This is a genomic window from Psychrobacillus sp. PGGUH221 (assembly GCF_042055255.1).
Lineage (GTDB): Bacteria > Bacillota > Bacilli > Bacillales_A > Planococcaceae > Psychrobacillus.
Genome location: NZ_JAQMHQ010000002.1, coordinates 60,382 through 85,690 on the forward strand (window position 1 = coordinate 60,382; position 25,309 = coordinate 85,690).

Below are 25,309 nucleotides of genomic sequence, written 5' to 3' on the forward strand. Positions count from 1 at the left end.
TGTTTCTTTTAAGTGGTGTACACCCCCCCTAAAATCTTAAGGAGAAACGTTTATCTTTCATTTCAAAAAGGGTAGATAAGACAAAGTAAGTTAAATTGATAATTGGAGGACATTTAATATGAACTTAACTTTAGAGCATAAATGGCTGAAAATTGGTATAGCAGCCTTTCTTTCCATTGCTTTGCTTGCAGGATGTGGTGATGGAAATGACACGGATACAAACGAACCAGTGGAAGAGGATCTAGATGTTGATGTAAACGTGGATGATAATAATGACGAAAATAGCGAAAACAATGGATCAGACGAGGATAAAGAGGACGTAGAAGATACAGATGACGAAGCTATGGATAAAGATCGAGAATAGAAAAACCGCCTTCTCGGCGGTTTTTTATTTTCCACACTTACATGGTCCTAACCCTGTTTTTTTACATGTTTTACATTTCTTATTCGCCAAATACATCACTCCTTTAATCGAATGATAAAGAATATGAGAAAGCGGGATTGTCCTATTCAAAAATTAATTACAATATTAATCTGCTCCTACGTCCTCAAAGCTTCTTCCCTTGTTTCAATTGGTTCGAATATATACATTCATAGGTAAAGACACGTTTATAAAAGGCGTGTCTTTACCTATTTTTATAGGAACTTTTTATAGCTATTTCCATACAAATAGAATAATTAAGAACTCATGGAAAGAGGAAATTTCATGGAAGAAAACAACAAAAATGTATTCATCATGTTCTCATTTGAACACATAATAGCAATTGTCTTATTAGTTGTAATTTTATTTTTCCTATTTATGTTAAAAAATAGATTATCTGATTCAACCATGAGTTCCAACTTATTCGAACGTCTCTTTGCACTTTCATTATTGATGATGGAAATCTCTTATCATTTTGTACTCATTTTTACCCGAGAGTGGAATTTAAGTGAATCTATGCCATTCCATTTATGCAGTTTCAGTTTGTTTTTTTCAATTTTTATATTATGGACTGGAAGCAAACGTTTTTATGATTTCATCTTCTTTGCAGGCTTTGGAGGTGCTCTTCAAGCTTTACTAACACCATCTTTGGAAATAGGGTTTCCAAGTTTTAAGTTTATTCAATTCTTTTTCATTCACTCTGGGATAATAGTGACTGCATTTTACGTTTTGTGGGTAAAAAAATATACCCCTACATTTAAAGGACTTCTTAAAACGATGTTTTACTTAAATTGTATGTTTCCTTTTATTTTTGCTATTAACATAGTTGTTCATGGTAACTACATGTTTCTAAGAGAAAAACCTATAAATGGTAGTCTGCTTGACTTCTTAGGACCATACCCGTGGTATATTTTATCTTTTGAATTGGTAGCATTTTTTATGTTTTCGGCTTTCTGGTTAATCTTCAGGAGATGGAATCGACATCTAAAAGAACTACTTGAATGATTGTTCTAAACAAAAAAACTCCCCTCTTTATTTCAAGAAGGTAAGTTTTTATTGTTATTAGCTAAAAATTCAGCATATTTAATTGTGTTTTTCGCTACATCTAATTCTCCGTTAAATATTACAGGGATTCCTGGTCTCCAGTTTACTTCAAACAACCATATTCTTTGATTTTCATCCATTCCAACGTCTATTCCTAGTTCATCTAGATAAAATTCATCATATAAAGAATCAAAGTGAGTTGCAAAACTTACTGAAAAGTACTCCAGTGTTTTTTTTACATCGAACCATTCATTGTCAAACTCTATTTGCAAAAAAGGATCCGGAAAAGCAGTAAAACCTCCGTTACCTAAATTTGAGGTTATGCTACCCAAAGCTCCTATACGAGGGTAAATGGATGTGGTTACCCACTCACCATCTCCATTCTTTTGGACATGCAATCGAAAGTCTAAGACCTGGCCCGATTTTATTTTACTTGATATAAATTTTTGAATGATATATTCTTCTTCCTCTATTTTAAGTAATACAAGGTCTATTAAATCCTGTTTACTACAAATCGTGGTTTTTCCGGAATCATTTATAATAAACGTATTGGCATTTTCTTTTTCAATAAAAAGAATTCCAGATCCTCTACTCCCAGAAACAGGTTTTATAATAACTTGCTCATGCAATTCAATCATATCAAGTAAGTCTTTTTCCTTCGTAAATTGGACTGTCGGAATTAAATAGTGATTAAAATCTTTTCCTTTCTTAATTCTGTTTTGCACGTCAGATTTATTTCCTATGGAATGACTTGTAAATGGAATTCTTTCAGATAAATAATCAACGATTAGTTCTGCTTTGTCAGTTAAAGGAAAACTTGCATTATAAATGGCATCTGGAAAAGGATATTCCTTTTCAATCCATTTACCATTTTCATAGTATTTCCCTAAAATTTTTTCGTTCTTAATATCAACTTTCCCAGGCGTAAAGTAAAAAAAATCTACACCTTCTGCTTTTGCTACTACAGCATATGCATATGCCTTTTTTACTTTCTCGGGTTCTGCTCTATGATGCAGCATACCAATTAAGGTCATTTAATTCCCAACTCCCTTTACTCTTTTTTATTAATAATTTAATTATCACTTACCATTTTTCTCCAATATTAATGCTTAATCTATTTACTAATTTCGGATCGATACACTGAACGCTACAAAAGTTTTGTAAGGATGCACTCACAATGATCTTGGTTTTTTCCAGTCGATAAGGAATACGCATCGTGTCTAGATAATTACCTTCTACGTCCATGGGACATAATAACGATAGGTAAACAAGCTGGTTGACTATATCTTCAATCCGAAAGAAACGTGTTCTAAACTCAGTTTGGGATGAGGAGGTTGTTCCGTAGGCTAAATAAGGTTCGTATGTCTTGGTTTCAAACAACACAATTGGAATAGTTTCATGCAGGATACCTTTGAATATTACTAGCTTAGCTTTGTTTTGTGTCTCATAAATTGTTTTTAAAATAGATTCAAGATTATTGAGAGAATCGTCTATTTTTATTTTATCTTGCTCCTTTTCACCCATCACACATTCACTCCCTTCTATACAGGTTCAATATAAAAACGGATTTCCTTTGCAGCATCTTTAGCAAGACTAATGGCTTGTTCCTTATCAACTGAAGAAGCTAAGATATATCCATATCGATCTCCCATTGATAAAGGTGGATGAAGTAGTTTCCCTTTTTTAGGCTTTATAAAGACCTCTTCTATACCAGGTAGCCCTGAACAGCGTTTTCTACCTGTTACTTTTATTAGAGTACCAGTAGAATCACTCGTTAAATATTGAGCAAACACAAACCTTTTAATCTTCCTATTAAAATTAGGCTCTTGTCCTAAAAATATCTTTATTGTTTCTTCAACTAAATTAAATCCATACGCTATCTCAATTATTCTATTCATCGCTCCTCCTGATATGCGCGGATTTATCTCAATTAACTTCCATTCATTATTAACTAAACGCATTTCTAAATGACAGGACCCATTATCCATACTAAATCGCTCTAAAATAGAACAAACTGTTTCATAAATTTTGTTATGGAAGTTTGTATCCATTTCTGCCAACAGACAATAACCAGTAACAATAAAACGCTCAAAAAGCTTAATTTCTTGTTCAAGAACTGCTATGATGTGAACTTCGCCATTGTACACACAAGCCTCGATTAAGTATTGAGGACCCTCTAAATATTCCTCAATTAAAATTTCATCGCATCCTTTCTCTATTAACTTATTTATACACTGAGTAAATTGTTTTACATCTTTGACTAATAAAACATCTTTAGATCCTGTGGAAATTGGAGATTTTACAATTAGGGGAAAATGATTTTTTTGATTTACAATAAACGTTTCTAGGGATTCCCCTTTTTTATATGTTTCAAAGTACGGAGATGCAGAGAGACCTTTCAATAGTTCACGTGTCAATACTTTATCTTCCATTTTTTCTAATGGTTCTGGGGGAACTTTGGTTATATTTAATTCCTTAGATAATTTTGCAGCTACATGGACAAATGGATCAATAAAGCTTAAAATAGCTTCAATTTTTTTACCTTGTTCTTGGACTTTTCCTATACATGATTTTAATAAATTATAATTAGTTAAATCTGTTAAAACCATTTGGTGAACCTCGGGAAAATCATGTCTGTTTTCTAGAAAAACTTCTCTATCGGTTAGTAACACAGTGAAAAAACCTAGCCTTGCAGCCGCTCTCAGTGCTTCTCTGCTTGATCCAGATTTATTACTTCCGACAAATATGATTGTCTTCATAATTTATTTTCATCAACCTTTCAATTGCTTTTAGGCAAATATTTAATCTTCCCAATATAGTATTCAATCTTAAATTATTATGATTGGGACGATGATTCAGATAAACATATAGTTTTTTATGAAATATTTACCCTGCCTGAAAATGAAAAGGTCTTGAATATTGGTGTATGTTTATTTTGTGGATAACGTTATCAACAATACATTCCCTATTAAACAGACGTTAATAGAGAATAAATATAATTAATTAACACCTTATCCACAAATACTTGTGGATAAGGTGTTAATTATTTCAGTAAAATCTATTAAATAGATTCTTATTTAGGATAATTACATAAGAATACGAATGGAAATATATTTTTTTTGTATTTATACATAAAAAAGCACACAAAATTCATATTTTCAGTTAAAATGTTTCGACAAAATTCGATGTTTTCCACTACTGTGGATAAAGTTATACACATTATCCCAAGCGTAAACAATACCCTTTCATTAAATATAAACAAGTTAATAACAGTTTATCCACTTTTATCTGTGGATAAACGAACGGTTGTTCCAAACTAATCTTTTTGATAGATTTATAGTAGATTAATTAATCTAACAAAAAGGTTTAAGTTACATAAAATGATGGTTCTTTTATCAAATTATAGGAGGTGGATTTAAGGTGAGTAAGATGTCGGATGAATTATTAATAGAATCTTATGTTGCAGCAAAGGAACTCAAGCTATCTCCAGACTTTATATTCTTATTAGAAATGGAAATTCGCCGTCGTTCTCTAGTGATTGAACAATTAATTCTAAAATGATTGATCTCATCTCTTTTACTTTTAAGTTCACTTACAGTTGCTGGCCCTTCCGAAGTAAAGTGCCGTTTTAGACGCATTTTAGACATATGTATGGAGATAGGAGAAAAATCAGAGGTAAAGTGAAACTATTTTCACTTTATATCGTATATAATAGATGTAAGATGATAATCTCTTATAAAAAATCTCACATTCCATATTGGAGGGTATATAAATTGAAAAAACTAGTAGCAGCTTTGCTTACAGCAACACTTGTATTTTCATCAGTTGGTAGCTTTGTATTCAATGATCAATCAACGACTGTAGAGGCTAAATCTTATAAATCTGGAAAGAAAAGCTTCAACACGAATAATAATAGTACTAACAACAATTCTAATATTCAAAAGAAACAACAAGATTCTACTACTGCAACAAACAAATCAAATACGACTACTAACAATAAAGGTGGCTTTTTCTCAGGTGGTCTTATGAAAGGTTTATTTGTTGGAGGAATTGCTGGATTACTCTTTGGTAGCATGTTTGCTAATATGGGTGCATTAGGCTCTCTTCTTGGTTTCGCTATCAATGCTGCAGCGATCATTTTTATCGTCGTTGTTATTCGTAAAATCTTTGACATCTTTAAAAAGAAAAAACAAGAGGAAGCTAACTCATGGAGAAGCTAATCATTCCGGAGCAAAATATTATAAATGCGGTTTGCGTTTATATTTCACGTAAAAAGAATGTGGAAGTGGAAGAAATCGAAGTAGAATTAATGTATGACGATGAAAATGGATTTTCAGCCGAAGCATATATTAAAGGAGAAACTGAAGTTCTTACTACATTCAACTTAATAGAAGCTTTGCGTCAAAGTATGGAGGAATTTCTAAATATAGATCCAATCTCCGCTGGAATAGAACTTAGATTAGATGACGAAGAAGGTATTATTGCTGCAATACATTAAATAATAATAGATTAGACCAAGTCACTTACTGATTTGGTCTTTTTTTTACCTATCTAATAATCATAAAATAGTAATAATATTCGTCATAATACAAGGAGATGATAAACTTGGTAATACATTATGTTGAATATGGGGATAAAAATGCTCCATTAATAGTCTTCCTACATGGTGGTGGAGTTAGTGGTTGGATGTGGGATGAGCAAGTCCGTTATTTCAAACAATACCATTGTTTAGTTCCAGATTTACCCGCACAAGGTATTAGTAGTGAGAATAGCTTTTCTATTAAAGGTAGTGCTGAAAAACTAAATGAATTAATTGAAGAGAAAGCACAGGATAAAGAAATTATTGTTACCGGTTTTTCTTTAGGAGCTCAAGTACTGATCGAGATGCTAAGTTTAAAGCCTAACTTAATTGATTATGCAATTATAAATAGTGCCTTAGTTAGACCAAGTACAGTCGCTAAATCATTAATTGGCCCTTCCATTCGATTAACTTTCCCATTAATAAAAAATAAAGCATTTTCTAAATTCCAATCAAGAACTTTATATATCAGAGAAGACCAATTTGAAAAGTATTATACAGAAAGCACTCAAATGAAGAAAGAAACGCTTATACAAATTTTAGAAGAGAATATGTCCTATAAAATACCGCATAATTTTAACAAGGCTAAATCAAAGATATTAGTTACTGTTGGCGAAAAAGAAAAAAGTATTATGAAAAAATCAGCAGTAGACCTCCTAAAAAGTAACCCTCATTGCAATGGTTTAATCATTCCAAATGTAGGTCATGGCATACCAATAGCTGACCCGGATTATTTTAATAATCTACTTGAAAATTGGATTACTTATGAAAGAACACCAATAGACAGTATAAAAATAACATAAAACAACCGGTGGTAATTTACCCACCGGCTTAATTAATTATTGTTGGTTGTTTTGAAAACCGCTCATTTGTGATTGGGCTTGAGCTACTAGTCGCTTAGTAATTTCTCCGCCAACGGAACCGTTAGCACGCGATGAAGCTTCTCCTCCAAGTTGTACACCGAATTCTTGAGCAATTTCATATTTCATTTGGTTAAGAGCTTGTTCCACTCCTGGTACTAGAAGTTGATTACGATTTGAATTTGCCATGTTATTCACCTCCCTGTGAGAATAGATTGTGTAAATTTGAAACGATTATGCAAAAAAAGTTGAAGGTGAAATTTGACAATGAGTATTATACTTTTTAGAAATAGGTGCTGAGTAATATGTTTTACTCAGCACCCCTAAATTATTATTTTTCAAATATTTGATGAATAACATCATGTGCTTTGCTGTTATTTAGATTTTTGTAAATACAACTTGCTGGAGTATCTCTTATGCTTTCGGAAAAAGCATTGGCCATTTCAGCTTCCCCAGCTACATGGAATTCGCGCCATCCTCTTTTTTTCTTCAATTGCTCGAGAGTCGTACTCATTCCTTTGAAGAAACTGTTTTTATTCACCTTATATTTCGGATCTAGCACAGCACTTTTACTATCCGCCACTGGACGTCTACCCTGTGCGTCCATTTTTTTCATTTCTCCCCACACTTCAGAAACTGGATCGTATTTAAACGTCAAATCATCTCGCACGAATCCCATTGCAGTATCTAAAATGCGAACTTCCCCAAAGCTAGGCATGATAATTCCTGCTTCTGGATATGCTTTATACATATACTCTAACTGTTCAATCACAGGATGGTTTTCCCAATAAAAACTTGTTTTTACTGGAACTTGAACATAATGGACAGACCATAGATCATCAGTGGCACTTGCAAAAATGACTACTCCTTTTCGCATTTCCTGTTGATTGTCTTCCAATTCATTTATTATTTTTTTCTTTATTTTATTAAAAGCTTTTTTTTCATTTTCATCTGAGCCCTCTAAATACTCACCAAGTCTCTTCAGACCACTCTTTAAATGGATTTTCCAACCGCCATTTAATTGTTGCGGATCACCTGGATTGGTGTTTAAATAAACACTCAATACACACCGATCACTACAGCTATACTCTTTTAATGCCTGAAGTTCCTTGTTAATTGTCATTTTTTATCCTCCTTTTTTTTGCACAACTTTAGCTTTCCCCTCAAATGTTCTAGATAATACGACAGAGAAGTGTTATGTTTTGGATGGAATTTTTACTTATATAATAAAAAAAATCAACCAAAATAAATTGGCTGATTCCATTAAAACAGTATATTAAAGTACTTTTCGATCTATCACTTTTTTCCCTAAATAAAAAACTTTTTTTATTTTTTCTACGTCCGTTATTTCCAAACCAGGAATACCTTCTGCAACAAGGAAATTTGCATCCAACCCTTTTTCTAAACGCCCAAATTGATGATCTTTCCCTAATATTTTTGCTGGATTGTCGGTAATTAAGGCTAAAATTTCATTTTCATTATGGTGGTTATTCTTTAAAAGCTGCATGGATGGATGTGCGATCAACATTAAAACTTCTGGTCCCCTCAAAGATAAATTTTCAAAAGGCAACCACGAAGTTCCTAAATATGGCGGAAGATATGCATCAGTCGAAATAGATACAGGAATATTTTTACTTACCATTCGAAGAATTTCATTAGGAGAATTTGGACATAAATGAGTACCACCCATTGGAGTTACCACAATGTCCTTCCCTTTTTGTGAAACTTTTTCTAATTGTATGTCAGATATTCCATGTGCATGATGCAAAACATCTACCCCTGCCTCTAACGCTAGTTCAATTCCTTCCTCTCCAGCTACATGGGCTCCAATTTTTTTATTTAAACTATGATATATTTTTGTAATCTGTTTCATTTCTTCTAGAGAATAAATAACTACCCCAGCTTTTGGTACTTCTTCTTTTGTAAAATTAGCAGGTGTTGCATTGATAAAAATGTTCTCCCCTGGATATTCACTCTCTAAAGCAATTTTCTTCACTAACGACGGATTAATTAAATCCTCTTTTTGGATACTTTGAGATTTTGTTACGAATGAAAAATGCGCTAAATTTTCAAAACCTATAGATATACTCGTTGTAGCAAATGAAACATTTATTGGCAACCCATGAACTGCCTGTTGATAATCTTCTTTTGAAAAGTCACAAAACGGGTTTCCACAAATCTGTTCACCTATCGCAGTAATCCCAGAGGAAATGGCATGTAATAGAATACTCTTGGCTGCTAGAAAGTGCGTTTCGGATGTAATCGGATAAAGTGAACTTGGAGCAAATTCCAATAAATGTGTATGACAATCCACCAATGCTGGCGTAATTATATAGTTTGAAAAATCAATAACTGGAATAGATGGATATCGTACTCGAAAATCTTCCCATAATCCAACATCTAAAATTTTTCCATCCTTAATAACCATTGCACCACTCATTAAAGTTCCAAGTTTACTAACAGTGACAATTTTTTGACCTCGAATGATGTAACAATTATTCATACTAGCCCACCAATAATGGAGTTAAAAAATACGCCAATATACAAGCAGTTAAAACTCGGATAATCATTCCAACAATTGCAGCAATTAAAGCTTCTCTTTCATTCAGATCAGAGGATTCTGCCCATGTCACTGGAATCTGACCAAAGATAACGGATAAAGGTAAGCCAGAATTAGCTAATACAAATGATCCAACAATAAGACGCGGATCAATTGTACTAGCCAGTTCTGCAAGTTGAGCAACAGCCAGTGTAGGTGCTGCTAATATGGAAACAATTCCAGTCGATGGCTCGATACTGAGAAAGGTTAATATGGAGGATAAACTTGATTCAATTACGTTCCATGCTCCAAAGAATTTTAAAGCACCTATAAAGAAAAATACCGCCGCTACTGCAGGGATAATAGTTAAAAAAAGGAGCTCGGCACCTTCTTTAGCAGATGTGAAAATTGTTTCTAGAAATCTAGTCTTAGGAGTAAAGCGAGGTAGCTCTTCTAACTCAACTTTTTTGGTGTCTCGATATATTGTTTTGGATAAAATGAATGGAACAACAACAATTGGAAGGAATATGGAGATAATTATAAGAGGAAATGCATTAATATTAAACACGGATAATGCTATAAGCCCTAATACTAATGTCGCAAAAGATTGAGGTGATTGAATCATTGTAGCTACTGCAATTTTCTGTTCCGCTTTTGTTGCTTTTGCTTTAACTAATACCGGACCAGAAATTTTTCCAGCCGCATTAATATCACCAAGGATATTATAAACACTTGGAATAATGACTGATGGATTTATTTTTAGACCCTTCATAATTGGGACAAAAAGCCGAATTAAACCATCCGTAAATCCAAGCCTTTCAATTATACGACCAAATATAACACTTATAATAATAGCAATACCTATCTCACTAGTTAAAAAGACATCTACAACAATCGGTTTAACTTCAGAGATCACTGCATTAAAGAAATCGGATAACGAATTTGGATTAACTAATAGAATTAGTAAGGATGCAACTACTAATATTAAACCTATTACTTCAAAATAATGCCATTTAGATCGAGAAGTTTTTATTTTTGAATTAGACAATTGATCTTTATTCAACGAACAACCTCCTCACACTTTTTATACCTTATGTACTCAAAGAATTATGTGTGAATACCATCTATCGTTTAATTAACATGTTGCCATCTAGTACGAAATTTCTACAGCTGCAATCATCGTTGCTCAACTAATAGGCTTGTAGGGTTTGTATAGTAAAAAGCAGTCAATTAATCATTAATTGACTGCTTTTTACTGTTAATGCTTTTGTAAACTATTCTCTTCCATCCAATACGCTTCTCTAATATTAATCTGTTTACGAAGTTTTCTCGTGACTTCGGCAGTAATTTCTCGATTTTCGAAAAGGTTTTGAATTTCATCTCGCTCCGCTTGAAAAGCCTTATTTTGTATTTCTCTTTTCATTTGGGCATATTTCTTAGGCTCTGCACCTTTTTTTGCTAGCTTAAATTTCATAATCATGTCATTATATTCACCGATAATCAACAAATAAACTTCTTCGTTTTCAAGAGTCATTTGTGACTTCAGATAATTGATTGCAGCTTTTGCCATATTCACTTTAAGTTGAATAACTTTTTGATGATCAACAGATCGTTTTTTATTTTTTTTAGGTGTAAATAATTGAATGAAATTGAAAAAAGTTCTTTTAAAAATTGTCCAAATAAATAATCCTCTGTAGTGCATCCGGTTTGTAACCGCTACTCTCATCCGTTGAATATGTTCATCCATCAAATAAATAATTTCCCGGTCTATTTGGTCCTCTTCTTTCAATCCATCAATAAATTTTTCTTCCTCCGCAAGTGCCTTCATACGAATATCCGTTTCCATCAATTTCAATTGCTCGGTATCCGCTGCATTTACATTCTTCAGAGCATTTCGCATGCGAGAATAATTAGAAATGATGGATACAGCAGCGCCATTATTTTCTTCATTCATCACTTCACGGATAAAACCAATGGCAGCATCTATAGAACTGATCTTCGCAGTCCTTTCCATCTCATCTTTCAACTCTTCTGAATTACCTTTATCCGATTCTACAAGAAGAGGTAAGAGGATACTTGCTAATACTAAAGTAACTAATATTACTCCTGCAGCTATGAAAATGATTAGTGAACGTTCAGGAAAAGGACTTCCATCTGCTAGAACGTATGGGATAGTAAAGGCTCCAGCTAATGTAACTGCTCCTCGTACACCAGAAATAGTTGTTATTGCGATCATTCGCAGAGAAGGTTTTGGAATTTGCTTTTTATGCAACCACCCTCCCCACCATCCTAAGTACACCCACAAAAATCGTAATATTAATAGTGCTACAGTAATTATTAAGATGAACTTAATTACCTCGTAATTATTAAACATTGGGTTCTCAAAAATTTCATTCATGACACTCGGAATCTGTAAGCCTAACAATACAAATACTAAGCCGTTCAAAATATAAATGAGAATACTCCAAGTACTTTTAGAAACAACTTGAAGTTGCATTAAAGGAGACTGATCTCGATCTCTATAGATAGCATGCACAATACCAGCTGCAACGACTGATAATATACCAGAGAGATGAAAATGCTCGATGATGTAAAAGATAACAAATGGAGTAAGAATTTGAATTAGCATGTGAAGTGTGACATCTTCCATCCCAAGTCGTCGGATAAATATCTTCAGGCGAATAATGAGAAATCCAAGAATTGCACCTCCTGCAAATCCTCCAATTGCAATTACTAAAAAGCTCCAACTTGCCTCTGCTAATGAAAATACACCCGTCACGGTTGCCGCAACCGCAAATTTAAACGCAACTAAACCAGAGGCATCATTCATAAGACCTTCGCCTTCTAATACATGCATAATTGTTTTTGGCATCTTAACACGGCTAGAAATAGCTGCTACTGCCACTACATCTGTAGGTGAAAGAATCGCCGCTAACGCAAAAGATGCAGATAAAGGAATCGACGGAATCAGCCAATGAATTAAATACCCAATAACTAATACAGTGATAAACACTAAACCAAGTGCAAGCAATAGAATTGGTTTGCGTAATTTCCATAATGCATGTCTCGAAACATTTTTGCCATCATGGAAAAGCAAAGGAGCTATAAATAGAACAAAAAATAGCTCTGGATCCATAGGCACATGAATTCCTAAAGGAAAGGCTGCTAACAAAACTGCTAGTGCAATTTGGATAATTGGCACTGGTATGTATGGCATAAAATGATTAATAAAATTTGAGAGACCGATGGTGATGAGCAAAAGTAGTATGATTAAAAAAAATTCCATCCCGTGTCCCCTCTCTATTTCTTTACACTATTAATTTTAAAGAGATTATGGAGTTATTACAAATTACCGGTTTAAAATCTACAAAGGGATTAACTTTTCACAAACATTGTTTGTAGCTAATCCCTTCTAATCTATTATTTTGATAAGTAATCGATGATACCCATTGCACTTACTTCCATATCAAGCTGAATTAAATTATATACCTCATGGTCGTCTGGAATATTCTCCACTCGAAGATGGTTCCTCACTAGGTTTAATAATTTTAGTGCAAGCTCTTCGTACCCCTTTTGTTCTGCAACTATATTTCTTGCTTCCTCCAAAAAAATAGGAAGCCAATTAGATACTTGGTTTAGAGCTTTTTCTGGAATGTCAGTCATACCAAAATGCCCATAATAAATATAATTTACATTCATATCCTTAATACGATCGATTGCCCTTTGCATTGCCTCCGGGTCGAATTGATTTGGTGAAGTAGACGGAAGGAACAAATGAACCCCTTCTGAAATCAATTGTTCATATCGAACTCCTACTGTATCTCCTGTAAACACACCATTACTAACAGGATCATAAATACTAAAATGATGTTTTGCATGACCTGGAGTGTCTAAAAATTTTAACATACAATTTGGACCAATCTTTAAAGTGTCTCCATCATTTTTAACAAGTAGTAACTCCTCTTGAATAGGAATTACCGGATCAAATAACTTCGAAAACTTTTCTCCATATACCGCTTTAGCACCAGCAACTAGTCTTTCAGGATTCGTTAAATGTCTTGCACCTTTCGGATGGACTACTACTTTAGCTTTTGGACATTCTCTCATTAGTAAGCCCGCTCCACCCGCGTGATCTAAGTGAATATGTGTAACAATAATGTATTTTACTTGATCCAATGTAATTCCTAGCGCTTCTAATCCGGCTTTAACGTGCTTTACGGATGGACTTGGTCCTGTCTCAACAATCGTTATCTCTTCCTCTAGAATGACATATGTACCCGTTCGCTCAGCCACTCCTAAGTCATATCCATCTATCAAATAAATTCTATCGTTTAACTGGATTGGATAATCATTTTGCATCATCATTTCCCCTTTATTTAAATATTGACTACAATATTCAGCCTTTTCAATATTTTATCATTTATTAATAGTATAAACATACATAGATTGGCACAAAAAAAAGCAACACCACAGTTAGTGGTGCCGACTTATTATTTTGCTGCTAAAGAAGAAAGAATCCAATTCCCATAATTAAGTATGCTGCGAAAAGTGTTAACCCTTCAAACCAGTTCGATTCCCCGTCATTAGAAAGATTAATGACAAGTAATGCAGCAGTAATCATCGCAACCAATTCAGGTAACGTGAAAACTAGCGGCATTGCTTCTGGCATAAATAAAGAAATGATAACTAGTATTGGAGCTACAAACATTGCCACCTGTAGCGTAGAACCAACCGCAATTTCAACTGATATATCCATCTTATTTTTGGCAGCCATCGTAATTGCCGAAACATGCTCCGCGGCATTCCCAACAATTGCAACAATGATAACACCAATAAATAACTCAGACCAACCAAACTTTTCTCCTAGCATTTCAAATGTATGAACAAGCTGCTCTGAAACAAAAGCAACCGCTACAGTTGCAATAAGAAGCACTAAAATTGATTTACCCTTTGTCCATTCAGGTATCTCTTCTTCTTTCTGAGGTTGATCAGTGGAAGCAAATATACCTCGATGGGTAACAAGTTTAAAAAATAATCCTGCAAGATAAAGAGCAATTAAAACCACTGCAATTCCAATACTTAAACTCAATGTTTCTTGTGTATCCATTGATATAGAAAATACTTCTGGGATAACAAATGCAACAATTACCGCAAAAATAAGCAAGCCTGAGTTGTATCTTGCATCATGTACGCTAAACTTTTGACGTTTAAATTTTAATCCTCCTACAAAAAAAGAAAGTCCAAGCACAAGTAGCAGGTTTCCTAAAACCGAACCAGTAAGCGATGCGAGTACAATACCAACCATACCAGCCTTCAATGTAAATATAGAAATAATAAGTTCAACCGCATTACCAAATGTTGCGTTTAATAATCCACCAATTCTTGGTCCGCTTACAATAGCTAAACTCTCCGTTGCTTTCCCTATATATCCGGAAAGCCCCACAATACTTGCACAACAAAGTAAGAACATAATCATATCTGACCAATCAAAAAATGCGCCAGCCAGAACTAGTGGCACACCTCCAAAAACGAGAATGGCAAACAATTTGTCCACCAAAATCACCTCTTTATCAAAGTATACTTCCTTTCTATCTTCCCCATTTTGAAAATAAAAAAACAACTCTATACGGAAACTATATTTCTAATCAGTTTAAACGGCCTTTGGACTTGTGCTGGAGAATTTCTCGGGGTATCTCAGAAAATCTCCGGAGTATCTCAGAAAATCCCCGGGGTATCTCAGAAAATCCCAGAGTATCTCAGAAAATCTCGGAGTATCTCAGAAAATCTCGGGGTATCTCAGAAAATCGACTGGGTATCTCAGAAAATCGACGAGTAAACACTTTTCCTCCTACTTACATAAGTTAAGTGAGAAGAAAAGGAGTGATGTATAGATGATTGAGATGTACCCAATCGATATTGAAGGTCATACATTTATAGCAGTTTCTGTGGAGTTACCTAAAACAAACCTACTTACCGTTTCAAACGAAAAAGGATATATTATGTGCGGTGCCCTAGATGTTGCATTGTTGAACGAAAAATTAAAGGACAGGAAAGTAATAGCAGGAAGAGCGGTTGGCGTAAAGACCATTGAACAACTAATTAATGCGCCGTTGGAGTCAATTACTTTCCAAGCAGAAGAACTGGGAATCACAGAAGGAATGATTGGGAGAGAAGCACTGTTAAAAATGATATAAAAAGAGAGTTAGGCAGTTAAATGCCTAACTCTCTTTAAATCTATCTGTCATAATCTTTCTAATCTATTTATATACTTACCATATATCTATTAGTTTGGAGGGTTATCCTTGAATAAAGTGGAGTTCAAACAGTATTTTGATATCGGTTATAAAGAAATGATTTTTACTGCAAATAATGGCGATACAGTTATTGCGATTAAAAGTAATTATTCTGTTCCATCCTCTATGGTGACTTCCTCCATTATTCATGTTAACGGTAAACGATTCGAAGAAAAGAGATGGGGGTTTTTCTTTACAGATTTAGTAGAAATCGAATCCAATGTACGAGCAAATGTGTATATTGAGTTAGAAAAATATGAGATTGATCCCGAAGACTTTGACGATGAGTCATTCATTCAACACTTAATAGACGAAGCAACCGAAAAAATACAAGAATCAAATGTATGTACTGCTCTAAATGAAATGGAAGTAGTCTAATCCTTCTGTATTAATTCGGCTGCAATTAATTTATAAGAGTTGATTCGGTCTTCCGCAGAATATGTAACTGTATTGATCATGATTTCATCGGCTTGATAACTAGCTTGAAGTTCCATTAACCTCTGTTTCACGTCTTGGGGATTACCAATAATACTATTCTGTCTCATATTAACCAAAGTTTCTCTTTCACGAGCATCTAGTTTATATTGCTTTGCTTCTTCTATAGAAGGTACACCTTGCTGACCTTCCCCTTTTGTTTTTTGTAAAGACCAAATAAACGAGCTTAATGAAATTTCATCTGCTCGTTCGGTAGTTTCAGCACAGAAAACTGTGACAGTTACCATCACCTGAGGAACTTGTCCACCCTTTCTAGGTACATAAGCATCAAGATAGTCCTGAATAATAGCTGTTCCATCCTTATCACTCATAAATTGCCCAAATGTATAGGCAAGTCCATATTCCGCGGCAAGTAATGCACTTTTTCTACTTGTCCCGAGAAGCCAAGTTTCTGGTAATTCATCTGGAACAGGTGAAGGAGAAATTTTTGAAAACTGATGGTCAGCAGGAAAATCATTATTTAAAAAATGGAGTAAGTCTTTTAATAAACTTGGCATACTATACACGTTCTGCAAAAAATTTTCTGATAAAGCGTTTGTTGCTTCGGCTGACCCACCAGGTGCACGTCCAAGACCTAAATCGATTCGACCAGGAAATAATGTAGCAAGTGTATTAAAAACCTCCGCCACTTTAAAAGGTTTGTAATGCGGTAATAAAGTAGCACCCGAACCTAACCGAATCCTTTCAGTATTTGATCCAATGAATCCAAGGATCACTTCAGGTGCAGAACTTGCCAGACCAGGTAAATCATGATGCTCTGTCATCCAAAATCGAGTATACCCTAGCATCTCACCAACTTGTGCTAGCCTCATCGATTCATATAATGCCTCTCTAGCAGATTTATTGGACGAAATAGGCGATTGATCTAGAATACTTAACTTCATGAAACAAGCCTCCTTCCATTTACTCTTCGATTAGACTTAATTTATATTCTCCCACTTGACCTTTTTCATATAAATTTGTAATAGAAGTAGAATAATTATTAATGGTGCCCGTAAAGGACAAATCTCTCTCAGGAACTTTTACATGAAAAGTACCTTTGTATAGTAAAACTGCAATGTCATGATATTCTTCACTCGTTACACTAAAAACGATCGAAATTTGTTGTAAACCATTTACTATTTCTTCCTTATAGCTGTCTATCTTTATACAAGCATTATCTAGCATAATTTCTTTTACAACCATGCAAAAACACCTCCGAATTCAGTACTTGTTTCCAGTGTACCATCTTCAAAGGTGTTGTACTCTATTCCGCTATTCTTTAGCTTGTTACTTCCTGTTAACTTAATCTGTTTAATCTTTCCTTATCTTGATTCAACTGCTCCTGCAGTGAACTAATAGGCTCCAAATTCCCTCTACTGTCTAGAGCCATTTTAACGGAACGCTCCGCACGGTCAATCATATCCTGTGCATTTTGAATAAATTGCTCTGTGGGATTAGTTAGAGCTTGCCCTACCGCAAACGTAACATTATCAACAGAATTGTGCAGTTGAGAAATGACATTATCTTCTTTCCAGCTCATTTGGGTGTGATCTACCAAAGTAACGTCCTCCTTAGGTTTTTCTCTAATTCAATACGTCTTTACTATGGCAATTTAACACCATTTTTATTCATCCGAAAGTTTTCTACCAAAAGTTTTCCTTTAGTAATATAATCCTCAAATAGTTTTGTTGAATTTGGAAATACTATTTCATGAAAGATTCTAAATTAATCGAGGAGGAAATATAATGCCAAAGCATAATGATTCAGCTGATAATAAAGAAATATTTAAAAAAACAATTCATAATATGGAAGCAGCTGAAGCAGCAATGGAATTCGCTGAAGGAAAAGAACTTGCTTCAATCAAGGAGAAAAACGAACGACGTAAAGAAAGTATAGAAGAATTGAAAGATGAGATTGTTGCAGAAGAAAAATCCCGAATTAACGGGTATATTTAAAAGCAATAAATTAGCCCAATAATCGTTAGATTACTGGGCTAATCATTGAATTATTCAACACCATTTTCTTCGACATACTGTAAAGGAATTTGCATTGCCCTCACTGTACCATTTAAATTTCCTTGTAAATTTGTTACGTAACTATTTTGTTTCATCTTCATCATTTGCCCATCCTTAAAATAAAATTCATAATAGGATAATTCATCATCCTCAGGTAGCTTTACATAATAAACGAGCTTCTCAAGATCTTCCCAAGAATAGGATTGTTTTTCTTTTGAAAAAAGAGTCCGATAAGAAATTTCTTCCCCTGATAAAGTAATATAAGATAAAGAAGCAATATAAAAAACCAAGCTACTAAGAAGTACACAAAACACCCCTGCTCCAACCGTCCATTTCCGTATACCGAGAAATCCCAATACTAAACAGGCCAGAACGATTAAAAACAAGCTTACCCCAAATGTCACATAATTTTCCGTTGGTGCATACGTAATCCAAATACCTTTTTTGTAATAGAGCGTATTCACAACCGCTAAAGGTATAATAAGCAAATAAACAGGTGAAAACAAAACGATACAAGCCCCAATAGCCAAAAAGATATGCTTTTTATCGTATCTTCTATGCATCCCAATAGTCCCCTTTTTTATTACTATTAAACAGTTGGTTATTCAAAATTAATAACCTATTAAACGCGCACGCTGCGCTTAAGCCTCCGCAGAATAAATTACTCCTTCGTCGCTCCCATATTATGAAAACACTCTTAGACGCATTTGGTGCTGAAGAAGACAGAAACACAAGCTTTAAATTAAAAAACTTTTTTGGACTATTCTTAATGGCAGTAAGCTATTTTCATATATTTCACTCGTGATCACTATGACTATCTCTTCTTTTGGATAAATGAATATATATTGCCCGCCAAATCCTAATGCAAAATGATACGTATTTTCGTATGTAAAATATTGTTTATCATCCAGTTTATTTATCCACCAATGCATCCCGTAGTAACCAATTAATTCATATGTTTTAAAATATGGTGTAGTAGAAGTCTTTATCCATTCCTCCGAAACTATTCTTTTATTGTTATAAACACCATTTTGCAACATTAGTTGGCCGATTTTCATCATATCTGTCGCTTTTAAAACGAGCCCATCTGCCCCCTTATTGATGTTCATATTATCTGAATACCAATTAAATTCTTTAATACCTAACGGCTTGAACAAATACTTATTGGCAAATTCCTCCGTTTTCATGTTGGTTACTTTCTGGAGAATAGCAGATAATATATGGGAGCAACCCGAGTTGTAGTTCATATATGTGCCAACAGGATGGATTATTGGACGTTCTAGAACAAACTTCATTATATTCGGATGATAGACCATTGGTGCAAAGCTATTCCATTCACCAAATTCGGGAAAGTCCAATCCATCTGTCATCGTTAACAAATGATAAATAGTAATATCTAATTTACGACTATCCGTTTGTTCTTTAAAAAGCTCTGGGAAAAAGGTATAGACAGGTAAGTGAATGGATGTTAAATGCTTTTTCCCTAGTGCAATTCCAACTAAGATTGAAAGTACACTTTTGGTACAGGAATTCATTTTATGAACCTTTTCACGTTGTTTATTGTTTTTGTAGTATTCGAAAATACTATTTCCCTTTTGATATACAAGTAAGGAAGTAACTTTCTCCTTTTTTATTTCTCTTTTTAAGTAGTCAAAATCTATCATGTTTTTACCCTCTATTAATTCTTACTATTCAAAAAATTACTTACTATTATTATAATAAGTAACTTTTGGGAACTCAACCTTTTACTACTAATCACAAGAATGAATCCTTTCGAGTATTGTAACTTATAGGCAATTAAAAAATGAAAAGGAATGATGATATTTTGTATTTCCGTTATTCTTCTTATCCCCTAAGCTCGTTTTATAAGACTCCTTTTTCTCAATATACAGCTCCAGTTCGATTTATATTGAATCAAGAGGCTGATCATGATCAATTTATTAGTAAAAATGAATTCGATTTTATAAGTATGAATCGTCTTTTGTGGATGGAGCACGTCAACTGGACGAGAATGACAATTACAAGCATTGTATTTAACTTACCTGATTTGCCATTCGTCCAAGAACGGCTTTTAAGAAACGCAACCGATTTAGCGAATTGTATTCGTCCTTACTATGGAGACCAAATTGCAAATCAATATGAGGGGTTATTAAAGGAGCATTTAGTAATAGCAGCGCAACTAGTAACCGCTGCAGTAAAAGGTGATTCAACAACTGTGGAGGAAAAAGAAAAAGCATGGTTTAAAAATGCAGATGAAATTGTTGCATTTTGGAGCAGTATTAACCCTTATATTAATAAAGAAGAATTAAAAGAAATGTTTTATACTCATTTGACATTAACAAAATCAGAGGCAGTTAATATGATTGAAAAAAATTATAAAGTGGACATTGAGGTTTTTGACAAAATCGAAGAGCAAGCTTTAGAAATGGGAGATATGATTGCCGAGGCAATCATCAAGCAATTCCCTCAATATTTTTAATTTAAAAGGTTTCAGAACAATAAAACGTTCTGAAACCTTTTATTTCTCTTTGATAGGTAAATAAGATCGAACTTTTTTCCTTTTTGAGTAGTGAGCGATTGGTGGATTTTTTTGATAATCACCTTTTAGAAAAGAAGCCATAGAATTTTCTACAACTTCCCCTTTAACATTTTGCAATTTCCATGGAGCATGCCAAATATCCACACGGTATAAATCATTATTTATTTTTGTCCATAAACAATAACGCTCTGTCAGCCACCGTTCTAATGAAGTTCCTTCCATAATTTCTGGCATCGGCTCAAATGAAGTGATTAGCGTTTCGGGAATTGAATTCGCATTACTCACTTTACTAGAAACTGAAAAAATGTTGTTTCTTTTTTGTAAATGGATATTAGCTTGACGATAAGGTAAAAAGTTTCCTATGGTCGCCAATTTTACGATTACTGGATTATTCGCATCTAAGCTAAAGAAAAAAACACCTGATTTCCCTTTATAGCTGACGTATGTACGAACGTTTAGTTCTAAATAAGAACTCAATCCTGGAATAGGGGGGACAAGTCTCGGGCGATTACCTTTTACCTGAAAAGAGACTAAACCAAGCCAAGCCATATTGTCATATAGATCTAACTTTAGCTCCGAAGGTATGTGATCACGTATATCCTTTGCCGAAACTGGCCAATGAAGGAAAAGGACATCCCGCCATTCCTGCGTCATAACCCATGGTCTCATTCCAAAATTCGTCTCCTTTCTGCCTAGGATCTTTTAAGAATTATTTCCAAATAGGTGGACCTTCAAACTCGCAAAAGTTTGATATTATTAATTTTTTGATTTAAACCAAGATTATCCACAATAATGAATACTTTTTGACATTTTACCTCTGTTTTCACAATTGTGTTACGGAACTATTTTAATTTGTTCATATCTTCATGAACATTTTGTGAAGCCCTATTCTATTAGTTTGTTTTTTAAAGTTGCGGTAATAAGATAGAGGCACGGATAGGAATTCCTCCAATTATTATTCGCATGATTAGTTACCACAACTTTTTATAAACAGAATTGAAAGGGGTACAACTATGAAATTAAAAATGAAGTGGGCTCTAATGACGATGATTTTCACTATTGCCACTGTGTTAACAGGTTGTGAACCATTACTAGTTTTAGACCCGAAAGGTCCTCAAGCTAAAACTCAGGCTGATGATATTATGCTTTCTATCTGGCTGATGTCAGGTATAGTTATTGTCGTTTTAGCTATTTTAGTATTTGTGCTAATAAAATATCGCGCTTCTAATCAAAGTAAAGATTACGAGCCACCTCATATAGAAGGAAGTCCAATCGTTGAAGCAATTTGTATCGGTATTCCTATTTTGATCGTCATTTTTCTTTCAATCGTTTCTGTAAAAAGTAATTATGAAGTAGAGGCGACTCCAGCAGGATATGAAGATCAAGAGCCGTTAATAATTTATGCTTCTTCTTCTAACTGGAAATGGCATTTTAGTTATCCAGAAGAAGATATCGAGACTGTTAACTACTTGTACATCCCTGAAGACCGTGCAATTGAGTTTAAATTATATTCTTATGGACCAATTACTAGTTTTTGGATTCCACAATTAGGTGGACAAAAATATGCCATGGCTGATATGGTCACCACCTTGCACTTAGCAGCAGATACACAAGGTGAGTTTGTTGGAAGAAATGCTAACTTCAGTGGAGCAGGATTTGCAGAAAATACATTTGAAGTTACAGCTATGTCTCAGGCAGACTACGATGATTGGGTGAAAGAAGTACATGAAACAGCAAAACCTCTAACCGAAGAAAAGTTTGAGGAATTATTAGAACCAGGCCACCTTGGACGTTCTACTTACACAGGAACACATTTAGAATTCTCACCTGCGCCTAACCATGACCATGGCTCTACTGAAACGGACGCAGAAGAATCAGAACACGAAAATCACGAATCAACTAATACCGATGAGGAATCAAGTCACGCTCATCATTAATTAGAAGTTTATTAGATTACTATAGTTCAAGCTATAGATTCCTGAAAGGAGTTACAAAAGTATGGATTTCTTTGATCGCTTTGCCGTACCACATCCAAGCTTTTTAATATACGCATCCATGGTTGGTATTGGTCTTACGATGATTGCTATAGTCGTAGGAATTACCTACTTTAAGAAATGGGGATACCTTTGGCGCGAATGGATCACAACTGTTGATCACAAACGTATAGGGATCATGTATTTGCTATCAGCCTTACTTATGCTGTTCCGAGGTGGCGTTGATGCAATTATGATGCGCTATCAGCTGTCAATGCCGGAGAACACGTTTCTAGATTCTCAGCATTATAATGAAGTTTTCACAACACATGGGGTCGTAATGATTCTGTTTATGGCTATGCCGTTCATTATATTTTTCTTTAATTACCTAGTACCATTACAAATCGGAGCACGTGACGTTGCATTTCCTCGTCTAAATGCATTGAGCTTCTGGTTATTCTTTATGGGAATGGGATTATTCAACATTTCATTTATAGTGGGTGGATCACCTGATGCTGGTTGGACTTCTTACTTCCCTCTTGCAGGGAATGAATTTAGTACATCCGTTGGTTCGAATTATTACATGATTGCTATTCAAATCGCCGGAATTGGTACATTAATGACTGGTATTAACTTTATAACGACTATCTTAAAAATGAGAGCTCCTGGCATGACTCTTATGAAAATGCCAATGTTCACTTGGTCTGCATTTATCGCAAACGTCATCATTGTTTTTGCTTTCCCTGTATTAACAGTATTGCTTGCAATGGGGACAATGGATAGATTATTTGGAACAAACTTCTTTACAACCACCAATGGTGGTATGGATATGCTTTGGGCTAACTTGTTCTGGGTTTGGGGACACCCTGAAGTATATATCTTGATTTTACCTGCATTCGGTCTATATAGTGAGATTATTTCAACCTTTGCACGACGCAACCTTTATGGTTATAAGTCCATGGTTGCTTCAATGGTAGTCATTTCTTTACTATCATTTGTAGTTTGGGCTCACCATTTCTTCACAATGGGCCAAGGTGCGTTAACAAATAGTATATTCTCCATCACAACGATGGCAATAGCTGTTCCGACCGGGGTTAAAATATTTAACTGGCTGTTCACCCTTTGGAAAGGGAAAATTGAATTTACTACCCCAATGCTTTATTCCATAATGTTTATCCCACTGTTTACATTAGGTGGAGTTACCGGAGTAATGCTTGCAATGTCAGCTGCTGACTATCAATATCACAATACGATGTTCTTAGTAGCTCATTTCCATAACGTAATTATTCCAGGTGTGGTTTACGCTATGCTAGCTGGTCTTACATTCTATTGGCCAAAAATATTTGGTTTCATGTTAAACGAAAAGCTTGGGAAATGGACAGCTTGGATTTTATCAGTCGGATTTGTCCTAGCCTTCATTCCAATGTATATTACAGGCTTAGATGGTCAGGCACGTCGCATGTACACTTACTCTGAATCAACCGGTTTTAGTGCGTTAAATATGGTTTCTTTCATTGGTGCAGCAATTATGGCAGTAGGTTTTGTCCTTCTTGTCTACAATATTTACTATAGTACTCGTTATGCTTCAAGGGATATTGCTAGTGACCCATGGGATGCACGTTCACTTGAATGGGCAACACATACTCCAGTACCAGAATATAATTTTGCAATTACACCACAAGTTGCATCGACACAAGCATTTTGGGATTCAAAGAAAAATGGTCATGAATTATTCAATGGAAAAATTGAAAAAATTCACATGCCAAATAACAGTGGTTTACCATTTATCATGAGCTGTATCTTCTTTGTCTTTGGATTTGCGATGATATTCAGCATTTGGCCACTTGCCATAGTGTCATTGATCGGTATTTTAGCTTGTTTGACTTATCGTTCATTCGAGAAAGACCATGGAAGATATATTTCTGTAGAGGAAATCGAAGAAACTGAAAGAAAATTGCGAGGTGCTAAAAAATGAAGGTAGATAACTCGCTTCCACTTGAATACAGCACGGAAGAAAATAGCTTAAAAATCTTAGGTTTTTGGATTTTCATTGGTGCGGAAATTATGCTTTTCGCGACACTATTTGCATCTTATTTTACTTTAGAAAATCGTATTGGCAATGGACCTTCTGGGGCAGAAATTTTTGAAATTACACCAGTATTAGTTGAAACGATTTTACTATTAACAAGTAGCTTTACGATTGGACTTGCCATTCATGCTATGCGAATAAACAATAAAAAAGCGACAATGGCATTCTTTGCGGTTACTCTTATACTTGGGGCAGCATTCGTAAGCTTCGAAATTTATGAGTTCATTCACTATGTGCATGTTGGAGCAGGGTTACAAACTAGTGCTTTTACTGCCATTTTGTTAACGACCTTAGGAACCCACGGATTACACGTTACACTTGGTTTCTTCTGGGGATTATTTATCCTATTGCAGATCAAAAAACGTGGCTTGACTCCGGAAACAGCCAATAAATCATTTATTTTCTCTCTCTATTGGCATTTCTTAGATATTATTTGGATTTTCATCTTCAGCTTCATCTACTTGAAAGGAATGATGTAAT

Annotated in this window: 29 protein-coding genes; 13 read left to right on the plus strand and 16 right to left on the minus strand. The window is 34.5% G+C overall.

Features of this window, described 5'->3' with window-relative positions; translation table 11 throughout:
• Window positions 1–118 precede the first annotated feature (118 nt).
• Together PGC35_RS04250 and PGC35_RS04255 are read left to right on the plus strand one after the other, a co-directional pair.
• Window positions 119–364 (plus strand): hypothetical protein, encoded by a 246-nt coding sequence (locus PGC35_RS04250; protein WP_056828596.1) that lies wholly within the window; start codon window positions 119–121, stop codon window positions 362–364.
• Window positions 365–706: 342 nt separating this feature from the next.
• The gene (locus PGC35_RS04255; RefSeq protein WP_375218315.1) at window positions 707–1,426 is read left to right on the plus strand and encodes a YwaF family protein; all 720 of its coding nucleotides are present in this window, start codon (window positions 707–709) and stop codon (window positions 1,424–1,426) included.
• Between the two features lie 32 nt (window positions 1,427–1,458).
• Here PGC35_RS04255 and PGC35_RS04260 read toward each other — a convergent pair whose 3' ends face one another.
• From PGC35_RS04260 to PGC35_RS04270, 3 genes are read right to left on the minus strand one after another with little or no spacing between them, the layout of a single operon-like run.
• Window positions 1,459–2,499, minus strand: a complete 1,041-nt coding sequence (locus tag PGC35_RS04260) for a YheC/YheD family endospore coat-associated protein (protein WP_375218316.1) — start codon at window positions 2,497–2,499, stop codon at window positions 1,459–1,461.
• A gap of 49 nt (window positions 2,500–2,548) precedes the next feature.
• Window positions 2,549–2,989 carry a CotY/CotZ family spore coat protein gene (locus PGC35_RS04265; RefSeq protein ID WP_375218317.1) on the minus strand — a complete coding sequence of 147 codons (441 nt, stop codon included), beginning with the start codon at window positions 2,987–2,989 and terminating at the stop codon, window positions 2,549–2,551.
• Between the two features lie 17 nt (window positions 2,990–3,006).
• A complete protein-coding gene (locus tag PGC35_RS04270; RefSeq protein ID WP_375218318.1) occupies window positions 3,007–4,224 on the minus strand; it encodes an ATP-grasp domain-containing protein in 1,218 nt (405 codons plus the stop codon).
• A gap of 670 nt (window positions 4,225–4,894) precedes the next feature.
• On the opposite strand from PGC35_RS04270, the gene sda reads away from it, so the two are divergent.
• The 4 genes from sda (at window position 4,895) to PGC35_RS04290 (ending at window position 6,847) form a co-directional block, all read left to right on the plus strand.
• A complete protein-coding gene (gene sda, locus PGC35_RS04275) occupies window positions 4,895–5,026 on the plus strand; it encodes a sporulation histidine kinase inhibitor Sda (RefSeq protein ID WP_082355375.1) in 132 nt (43 codons plus the stop codon).
• A 212-nt stretch (window positions 5,027–5,238) separates the two neighbouring features.
• A complete protein-coding gene (locus PGC35_RS04280; protein ID WP_056828603.1) occupies window positions 5,239–5,685 on the plus strand; it encodes a hypothetical protein in 447 nt (148 codons plus the stop codon).
• On the plus strand, window positions 5,673–5,963 hold the full coding sequence (locus PGC35_RS04285; RefSeq protein WP_275788596.1) for a DUF2653 family protein: 291 nt from the start codon (window positions 5,673–5,675) through the stop codon (window positions 5,961–5,963). The genes PGC35_RS04280 and PGC35_RS04285 overlap by 13 nt, the downstream gene beginning before the upstream one ends.
• A 107-nt stretch (window positions 5,964–6,070) precedes the next feature.
• A complete protein-coding gene (locus tag PGC35_RS04290) occupies window positions 6,071–6,847 on the plus strand; it encodes an alpha/beta fold hydrolase (protein ID WP_375218319.1) in 777 nt (258 codons plus the stop codon).
• A 36-nt stretch (window positions 6,848–6,883) separates the two neighbouring features.
• Here the strand turns inward: PGC35_RS04290 and PGC35_RS04295 are convergent, their stop codons facing one another.
• The 7 genes from PGC35_RS04295 to cax all read right to left on the minus strand — a co-directional run bounded on the left by PGC35_RS04295 (window position 6,884) and on the right by cax (window position 15,000).
• On the minus strand, window positions 6,884–7,093 hold the full coding sequence (locus PGC35_RS04295; RefSeq protein WP_053590783.1) for an alpha/beta-type small acid-soluble spore protein: 210 nt from the start codon (window positions 7,091–7,093) through the stop codon (window positions 6,884–6,886).
• Window positions 7,094–7,235: 142 nt separating this feature from the next.
• Entirely contained in the window at window positions 7,236–8,027 is a 792-nt protein-coding gene (locus PGC35_RS04300; RefSeq protein ID WP_275788601.1) for a VLRF1 family aeRF1-type release factor, read from the minus strand.
• A gap of 153 nt (window positions 8,028–8,180) precedes the next feature.
• Window positions 8,181–9,407 carry an amidohydrolase family protein gene (locus tag PGC35_RS04305; protein WP_275788605.1) on the minus strand — a complete coding sequence of 409 codons (1,227 nt, stop codon included), beginning with the start codon at window positions 9,405–9,407 and terminating at the stop codon, window positions 8,181–8,183.
• Between the two features lies 1 nt (window position 9,408).
• Window positions 9,409–10,506: a hypothetical protein gene (locus PGC35_RS04310; protein ID WP_275788607.1), complete on the minus strand. Its 1,098-nt coding sequence runs from the start codon at window positions 10,504–10,506 to the stop codon at window positions 9,409–9,411.
• 195 nt (window positions 10,507–10,701) lie between these two features.
• The gene (locus PGC35_RS04315) at window positions 10,702–12,729 is read right to left on the minus strand and encodes a Na+/H+ antiporter (protein ID WP_056828613.1); all 2,028 of its coding nucleotides are present in this window, start codon (window positions 12,727–12,729) and stop codon (window positions 10,702–10,704) included.
• A 134-nt stretch (window positions 12,730–12,863) separates the two neighbouring features.
• Window positions 12,864–13,802, minus strand: a complete 939-nt coding sequence (locus tag PGC35_RS04320) for an MBL fold metallo-hydrolase (protein ID WP_056828615.1) — start codon at window positions 13,800–13,802, stop codon at window positions 12,864–12,866.
• 142 nt (window positions 13,803–13,944) lie between these two features.
• The gene (gene cax / locus PGC35_RS04325; protein ID WP_053590788.1) at window positions 13,945–15,000 is read right to left on the minus strand and encodes a calcium/proton exchanger; all 1,056 of its coding nucleotides are present in this window, start codon (window positions 14,998–15,000) and stop codon (window positions 13,945–13,947) included.
• 334 nt (window positions 15,001–15,334) lie between these two features.
• Between cax and PGC35_RS04330 the strand changes: the two genes are divergently transcribed.
• Window positions 15,335–15,637: a YunC family protein gene (locus PGC35_RS04330; RefSeq protein WP_056828617.1), complete on the plus strand. Its 303-nt coding sequence runs from the start codon at window positions 15,335–15,337 to the stop codon at window positions 15,635–15,637.
• 117 nt (window positions 15,638–15,754) lie between these two features.
• A complete protein-coding gene (locus PGC35_RS04335; protein ID WP_231687580.1) occupies window positions 15,755–16,114 on the plus strand; it encodes a hypothetical protein in 360 nt (119 codons plus the stop codon).
• Here the strand turns inward: PGC35_RS04335 and PGC35_RS04340 are convergent.
• The 3 genes from PGC35_RS04340 to PGC35_RS04350 form a co-directional block, all read right to left on the minus strand.
• Window positions 16,111–17,115 carry an LLM class flavin-dependent oxidoreductase gene (locus PGC35_RS04340; protein ID WP_375218320.1) on the minus strand — a complete coding sequence of 335 codons (1,005 nt, stop codon included), beginning with the start codon at window positions 17,113–17,115 and terminating at the stop codon, window positions 16,111–16,113. The two genes, PGC35_RS04335 and PGC35_RS04340, sit on opposite strands and share 4 nt — an antisense overlap.
• 19 nt (window positions 17,116–17,134) lie before the next feature.
• Entirely contained in the window at window positions 17,135–17,416 is a 282-nt protein-coding gene (locus tag PGC35_RS04345) for a DUF3219 family protein (RefSeq protein ID WP_053590792.1), read from the minus strand.
• Window positions 17,417–17,510: 94 nt separating this feature from the next.
• Window positions 17,511–17,771 (minus strand): hypothetical protein, encoded by a 261-nt coding sequence (locus tag PGC35_RS04350; protein WP_275788622.1) that lies wholly within the window; start codon window positions 17,769–17,771, stop codon window positions 17,511–17,513.
• A 187-nt stretch (window positions 17,772–17,958) separates the two neighbouring features.
• Between PGC35_RS04350 and PGC35_RS04355 the strand changes: the two genes are divergently transcribed.
• On the plus strand, window positions 17,959–18,168 hold the full coding sequence (locus PGC35_RS04355; RefSeq protein WP_375218321.1) for a small, acid-soluble spore protein tlp: 210 nt from the start codon (window positions 17,959–17,961) through the stop codon (window positions 18,166–18,168).
• A gap of 50 nt (window positions 18,169–18,218) precedes the next feature.
• Here the strand turns inward: PGC35_RS04355 and PGC35_RS04360 are convergent, their stop codons facing one another.
• Together PGC35_RS04360 and PGC35_RS04365 are read right to left on the minus strand one after the other, a co-directional pair.
• Window positions 18,219–18,791, minus strand: a complete 573-nt coding sequence (locus tag PGC35_RS04360; protein WP_053590795.1) for a hypothetical protein — start codon at window positions 18,789–18,791, stop codon at window positions 18,219–18,221.
• A 174-nt stretch (window positions 18,792–18,965) separates the two neighbouring features.
• Window positions 18,966–19,892, minus strand: a complete 927-nt coding sequence (locus tag PGC35_RS04365; protein WP_375218322.1) for a serine hydrolase domain-containing protein — start codon at window positions 19,890–19,892, stop codon at window positions 18,966–18,968.
• Window positions 19,893–20,032: 140 nt separating this feature from the next.
• On the opposite strand from PGC35_RS04365, the gene PGC35_RS04370 reads away from it, so the two are divergent.
• Window positions 20,033–20,707 (plus strand): hypothetical protein, encoded by a 675-nt coding sequence (locus PGC35_RS04370; protein WP_275788630.1) that lies wholly within the window; start codon window positions 20,033–20,035, stop codon window positions 20,705–20,707.
• A gap of 39 nt (window positions 20,708–20,746) precedes the next feature.
• On the opposite strand, the gene PGC35_RS04375 is transcribed toward PGC35_RS04370, so the two are convergent.
• Window positions 20,747–21,436 carry a YqjF family protein gene (locus tag PGC35_RS04375; RefSeq protein ID WP_275788633.1) on the minus strand — a complete coding sequence of 230 codons (690 nt, stop codon included), beginning with the start codon at window positions 21,434–21,436 and terminating at the stop codon, window positions 20,747–20,749.
• Between the two features lie 344 nt (window positions 21,437–21,780).
• On the opposite strand from PGC35_RS04375, the gene qoxA reads away from it, so the two are divergent.
• The 3 genes from qoxA (at window position 21,781) to qoxC (ending at window position 25,308) form a co-directional block, all read left to right on the plus strand.
• Window positions 21,781–22,704, plus strand: coding sequence for a cytochrome aa3 quinol oxidase subunit II (qoxA, locus tag PGC35_RS04380; protein WP_375218323.1), 924 nt, complete (start codon window positions 21,781–21,783; stop codon window positions 22,702–22,704).
• 61 nt (window positions 22,705–22,765) lie between these two features.
• Window positions 22,766–24,715: a cytochrome aa3 quinol oxidase subunit I gene (qoxB, locus tag PGC35_RS04385; protein WP_053590798.1), complete on the plus strand. Its 1,950-nt coding sequence runs from the start codon at window positions 22,766–22,768 to the stop codon at window positions 24,713–24,715.
• Window positions 24,712–25,308 carry a cytochrome aa3 quinol oxidase subunit III gene (qoxC, locus tag PGC35_RS04390; RefSeq protein WP_375218324.1) on the plus strand — a complete coding sequence of 199 codons (597 nt, stop codon included), beginning with the start codon at window positions 24,712–24,714 and terminating at the stop codon, window positions 25,306–25,308. The genes qoxB and qoxC overlap by 4 nt, the downstream gene beginning before the upstream one ends.
• Window position 25,309 lies beyond the last annotated feature (1 nt).

Coding starts and splice junctions, on each gene's coding strand:
- PGC35_RS04345 (WP_053590792.1), bottom strand. CDS start 17,416: ATGGTTGTAAAAGAAATTATGCTAGATAATGCTTGTATAAAGATAGAC.
- PGC35_RS04340 (WP_375218320.1), bottom strand. CDS start 17,115: ATGAAGTTAAGTATTCTAGATCAATCGCCTATTTCGTCCAATAAATCT.
- qoxC (WP_375218324.1), top strand. CDS start 24,712: ATGAAGGTAGATAACTCGCTTCCACTTGAATACAGCACGGAAGAAAAT.
- qoxA (WP_375218323.1), top strand. CDS start 21,781: ATGAAATTAAAAATGAAGTGGGCTCTAATGACGATGATTTTCACTATT.
- PGC35_RS04370 (WP_275788630.1), top strand. CDS start 20,033: ATGAAAAGGAATGATGATATTTTGTATTTCCGTTATTCTTCTTATCCC.
- PGC35_RS04260 (WP_375218316.1), bottom strand. CDS start 2,499: ATGACCTTAATTGGTATGCTGCATCATAGAGCAGAACCCGAGAAAGTA.
- PGC35_RS04265 (WP_375218317.1), bottom strand. CDS start 2,989: ATGGGTGAAAAGGAGCAAGATAAAATAAAAATAGACGATTCTCTCAAT.
- PGC35_RS04255 (WP_375218315.1), top strand. CDS start 707: ATGGAAGAAAACAACAAAAATGTATTCATCATGTTCTCATTTGAACAC.
- PGC35_RS04270 (WP_375218318.1), bottom strand. CDS start 4,224: ATGAAGACAATCATATTTGTCGGAAGTAATAAATCTGGATCAAGCAGA.
- PGC35_RS04360 (WP_053590795.1), bottom strand. CDS start 18,791: ATGCATAGAAGATACGATAAAAAGCATATCTTTTTGGCTATTGGGGCT.
- qoxB (WP_053590798.1), top strand. CDS start 22,766: ATGGATTTCTTTGATCGCTTTGCCGTACCACATCCAAGCTTTTTAATA.
- PGC35_RS04375 (WP_275788633.1), bottom strand. CDS start 21,436: ATGAGACCATGGGTTATGACGCAGGAATGGCGGGATGTCCTTTTCCTT.
- PGC35_RS04250 (WP_056828596.1), top strand. CDS start 119: ATGAACTTAACTTTAGAGCATAAATGGCTGAAAATTGGTATAGCAGCC.
- PGC35_RS04320 (WP_056828615.1), bottom strand. CDS start 13,802: ATGCAAAATGATTATCCAATCCAGTTAAACGATAGAATTTATTTGATA.
- PGC35_RS04305 (WP_275788605.1), bottom strand. CDS start 9,407: ATGAATAATTGTTACATCATTCGAGGTCAAAAAATTGTCACTGTTAGT.
- sda (WP_082355375.1), top strand. CDS start 4,895: ATGTCGGATGAATTATTAATAGAATCTTATGTTGCAGCAAAGGAACTC.
- PGC35_RS04330 (WP_056828617.1), top strand. CDS start 15,335: ATGATTGAGATGTACCCAATCGATATTGAAGGTCATACATTTATAGCA.
- PGC35_RS04295 (WP_053590783.1), bottom strand. CDS start 7,093: ATGGCAAATTCAAATCGTAATCAACTTCTAGTACCAGGAGTGGAACAA.
- PGC35_RS04315 (WP_056828613.1), bottom strand. CDS start 12,729: ATGGAATTTTTTTTAATCATACTACTTTTGCTCATCACCATCGGTCTC.
- PGC35_RS04355 (WP_375218321.1), top strand. CDS start 17,959: ATGCCAAAGCATAATGATTCAGCTGATAATAAAGAAATATTTAAAAAA.
- PGC35_RS04365 (WP_375218322.1), bottom strand. CDS start 19,892: ATGATAGATTTTGACTACTTAAAAAGAGAAATAAAAAAGGAGAAAGTT.
- PGC35_RS04285 (WP_275788596.1), top strand. CDS start 5,673: ATGGAGAAGCTAATCATTCCGGAGCAAAATATTATAAATGCGGTTTGC.
- PGC35_RS04300 (WP_275788601.1), bottom strand. CDS start 8,027: ATGACAATTAACAAGGAACTTCAGGCATTAAAAGAGTATAGCTGTAGT.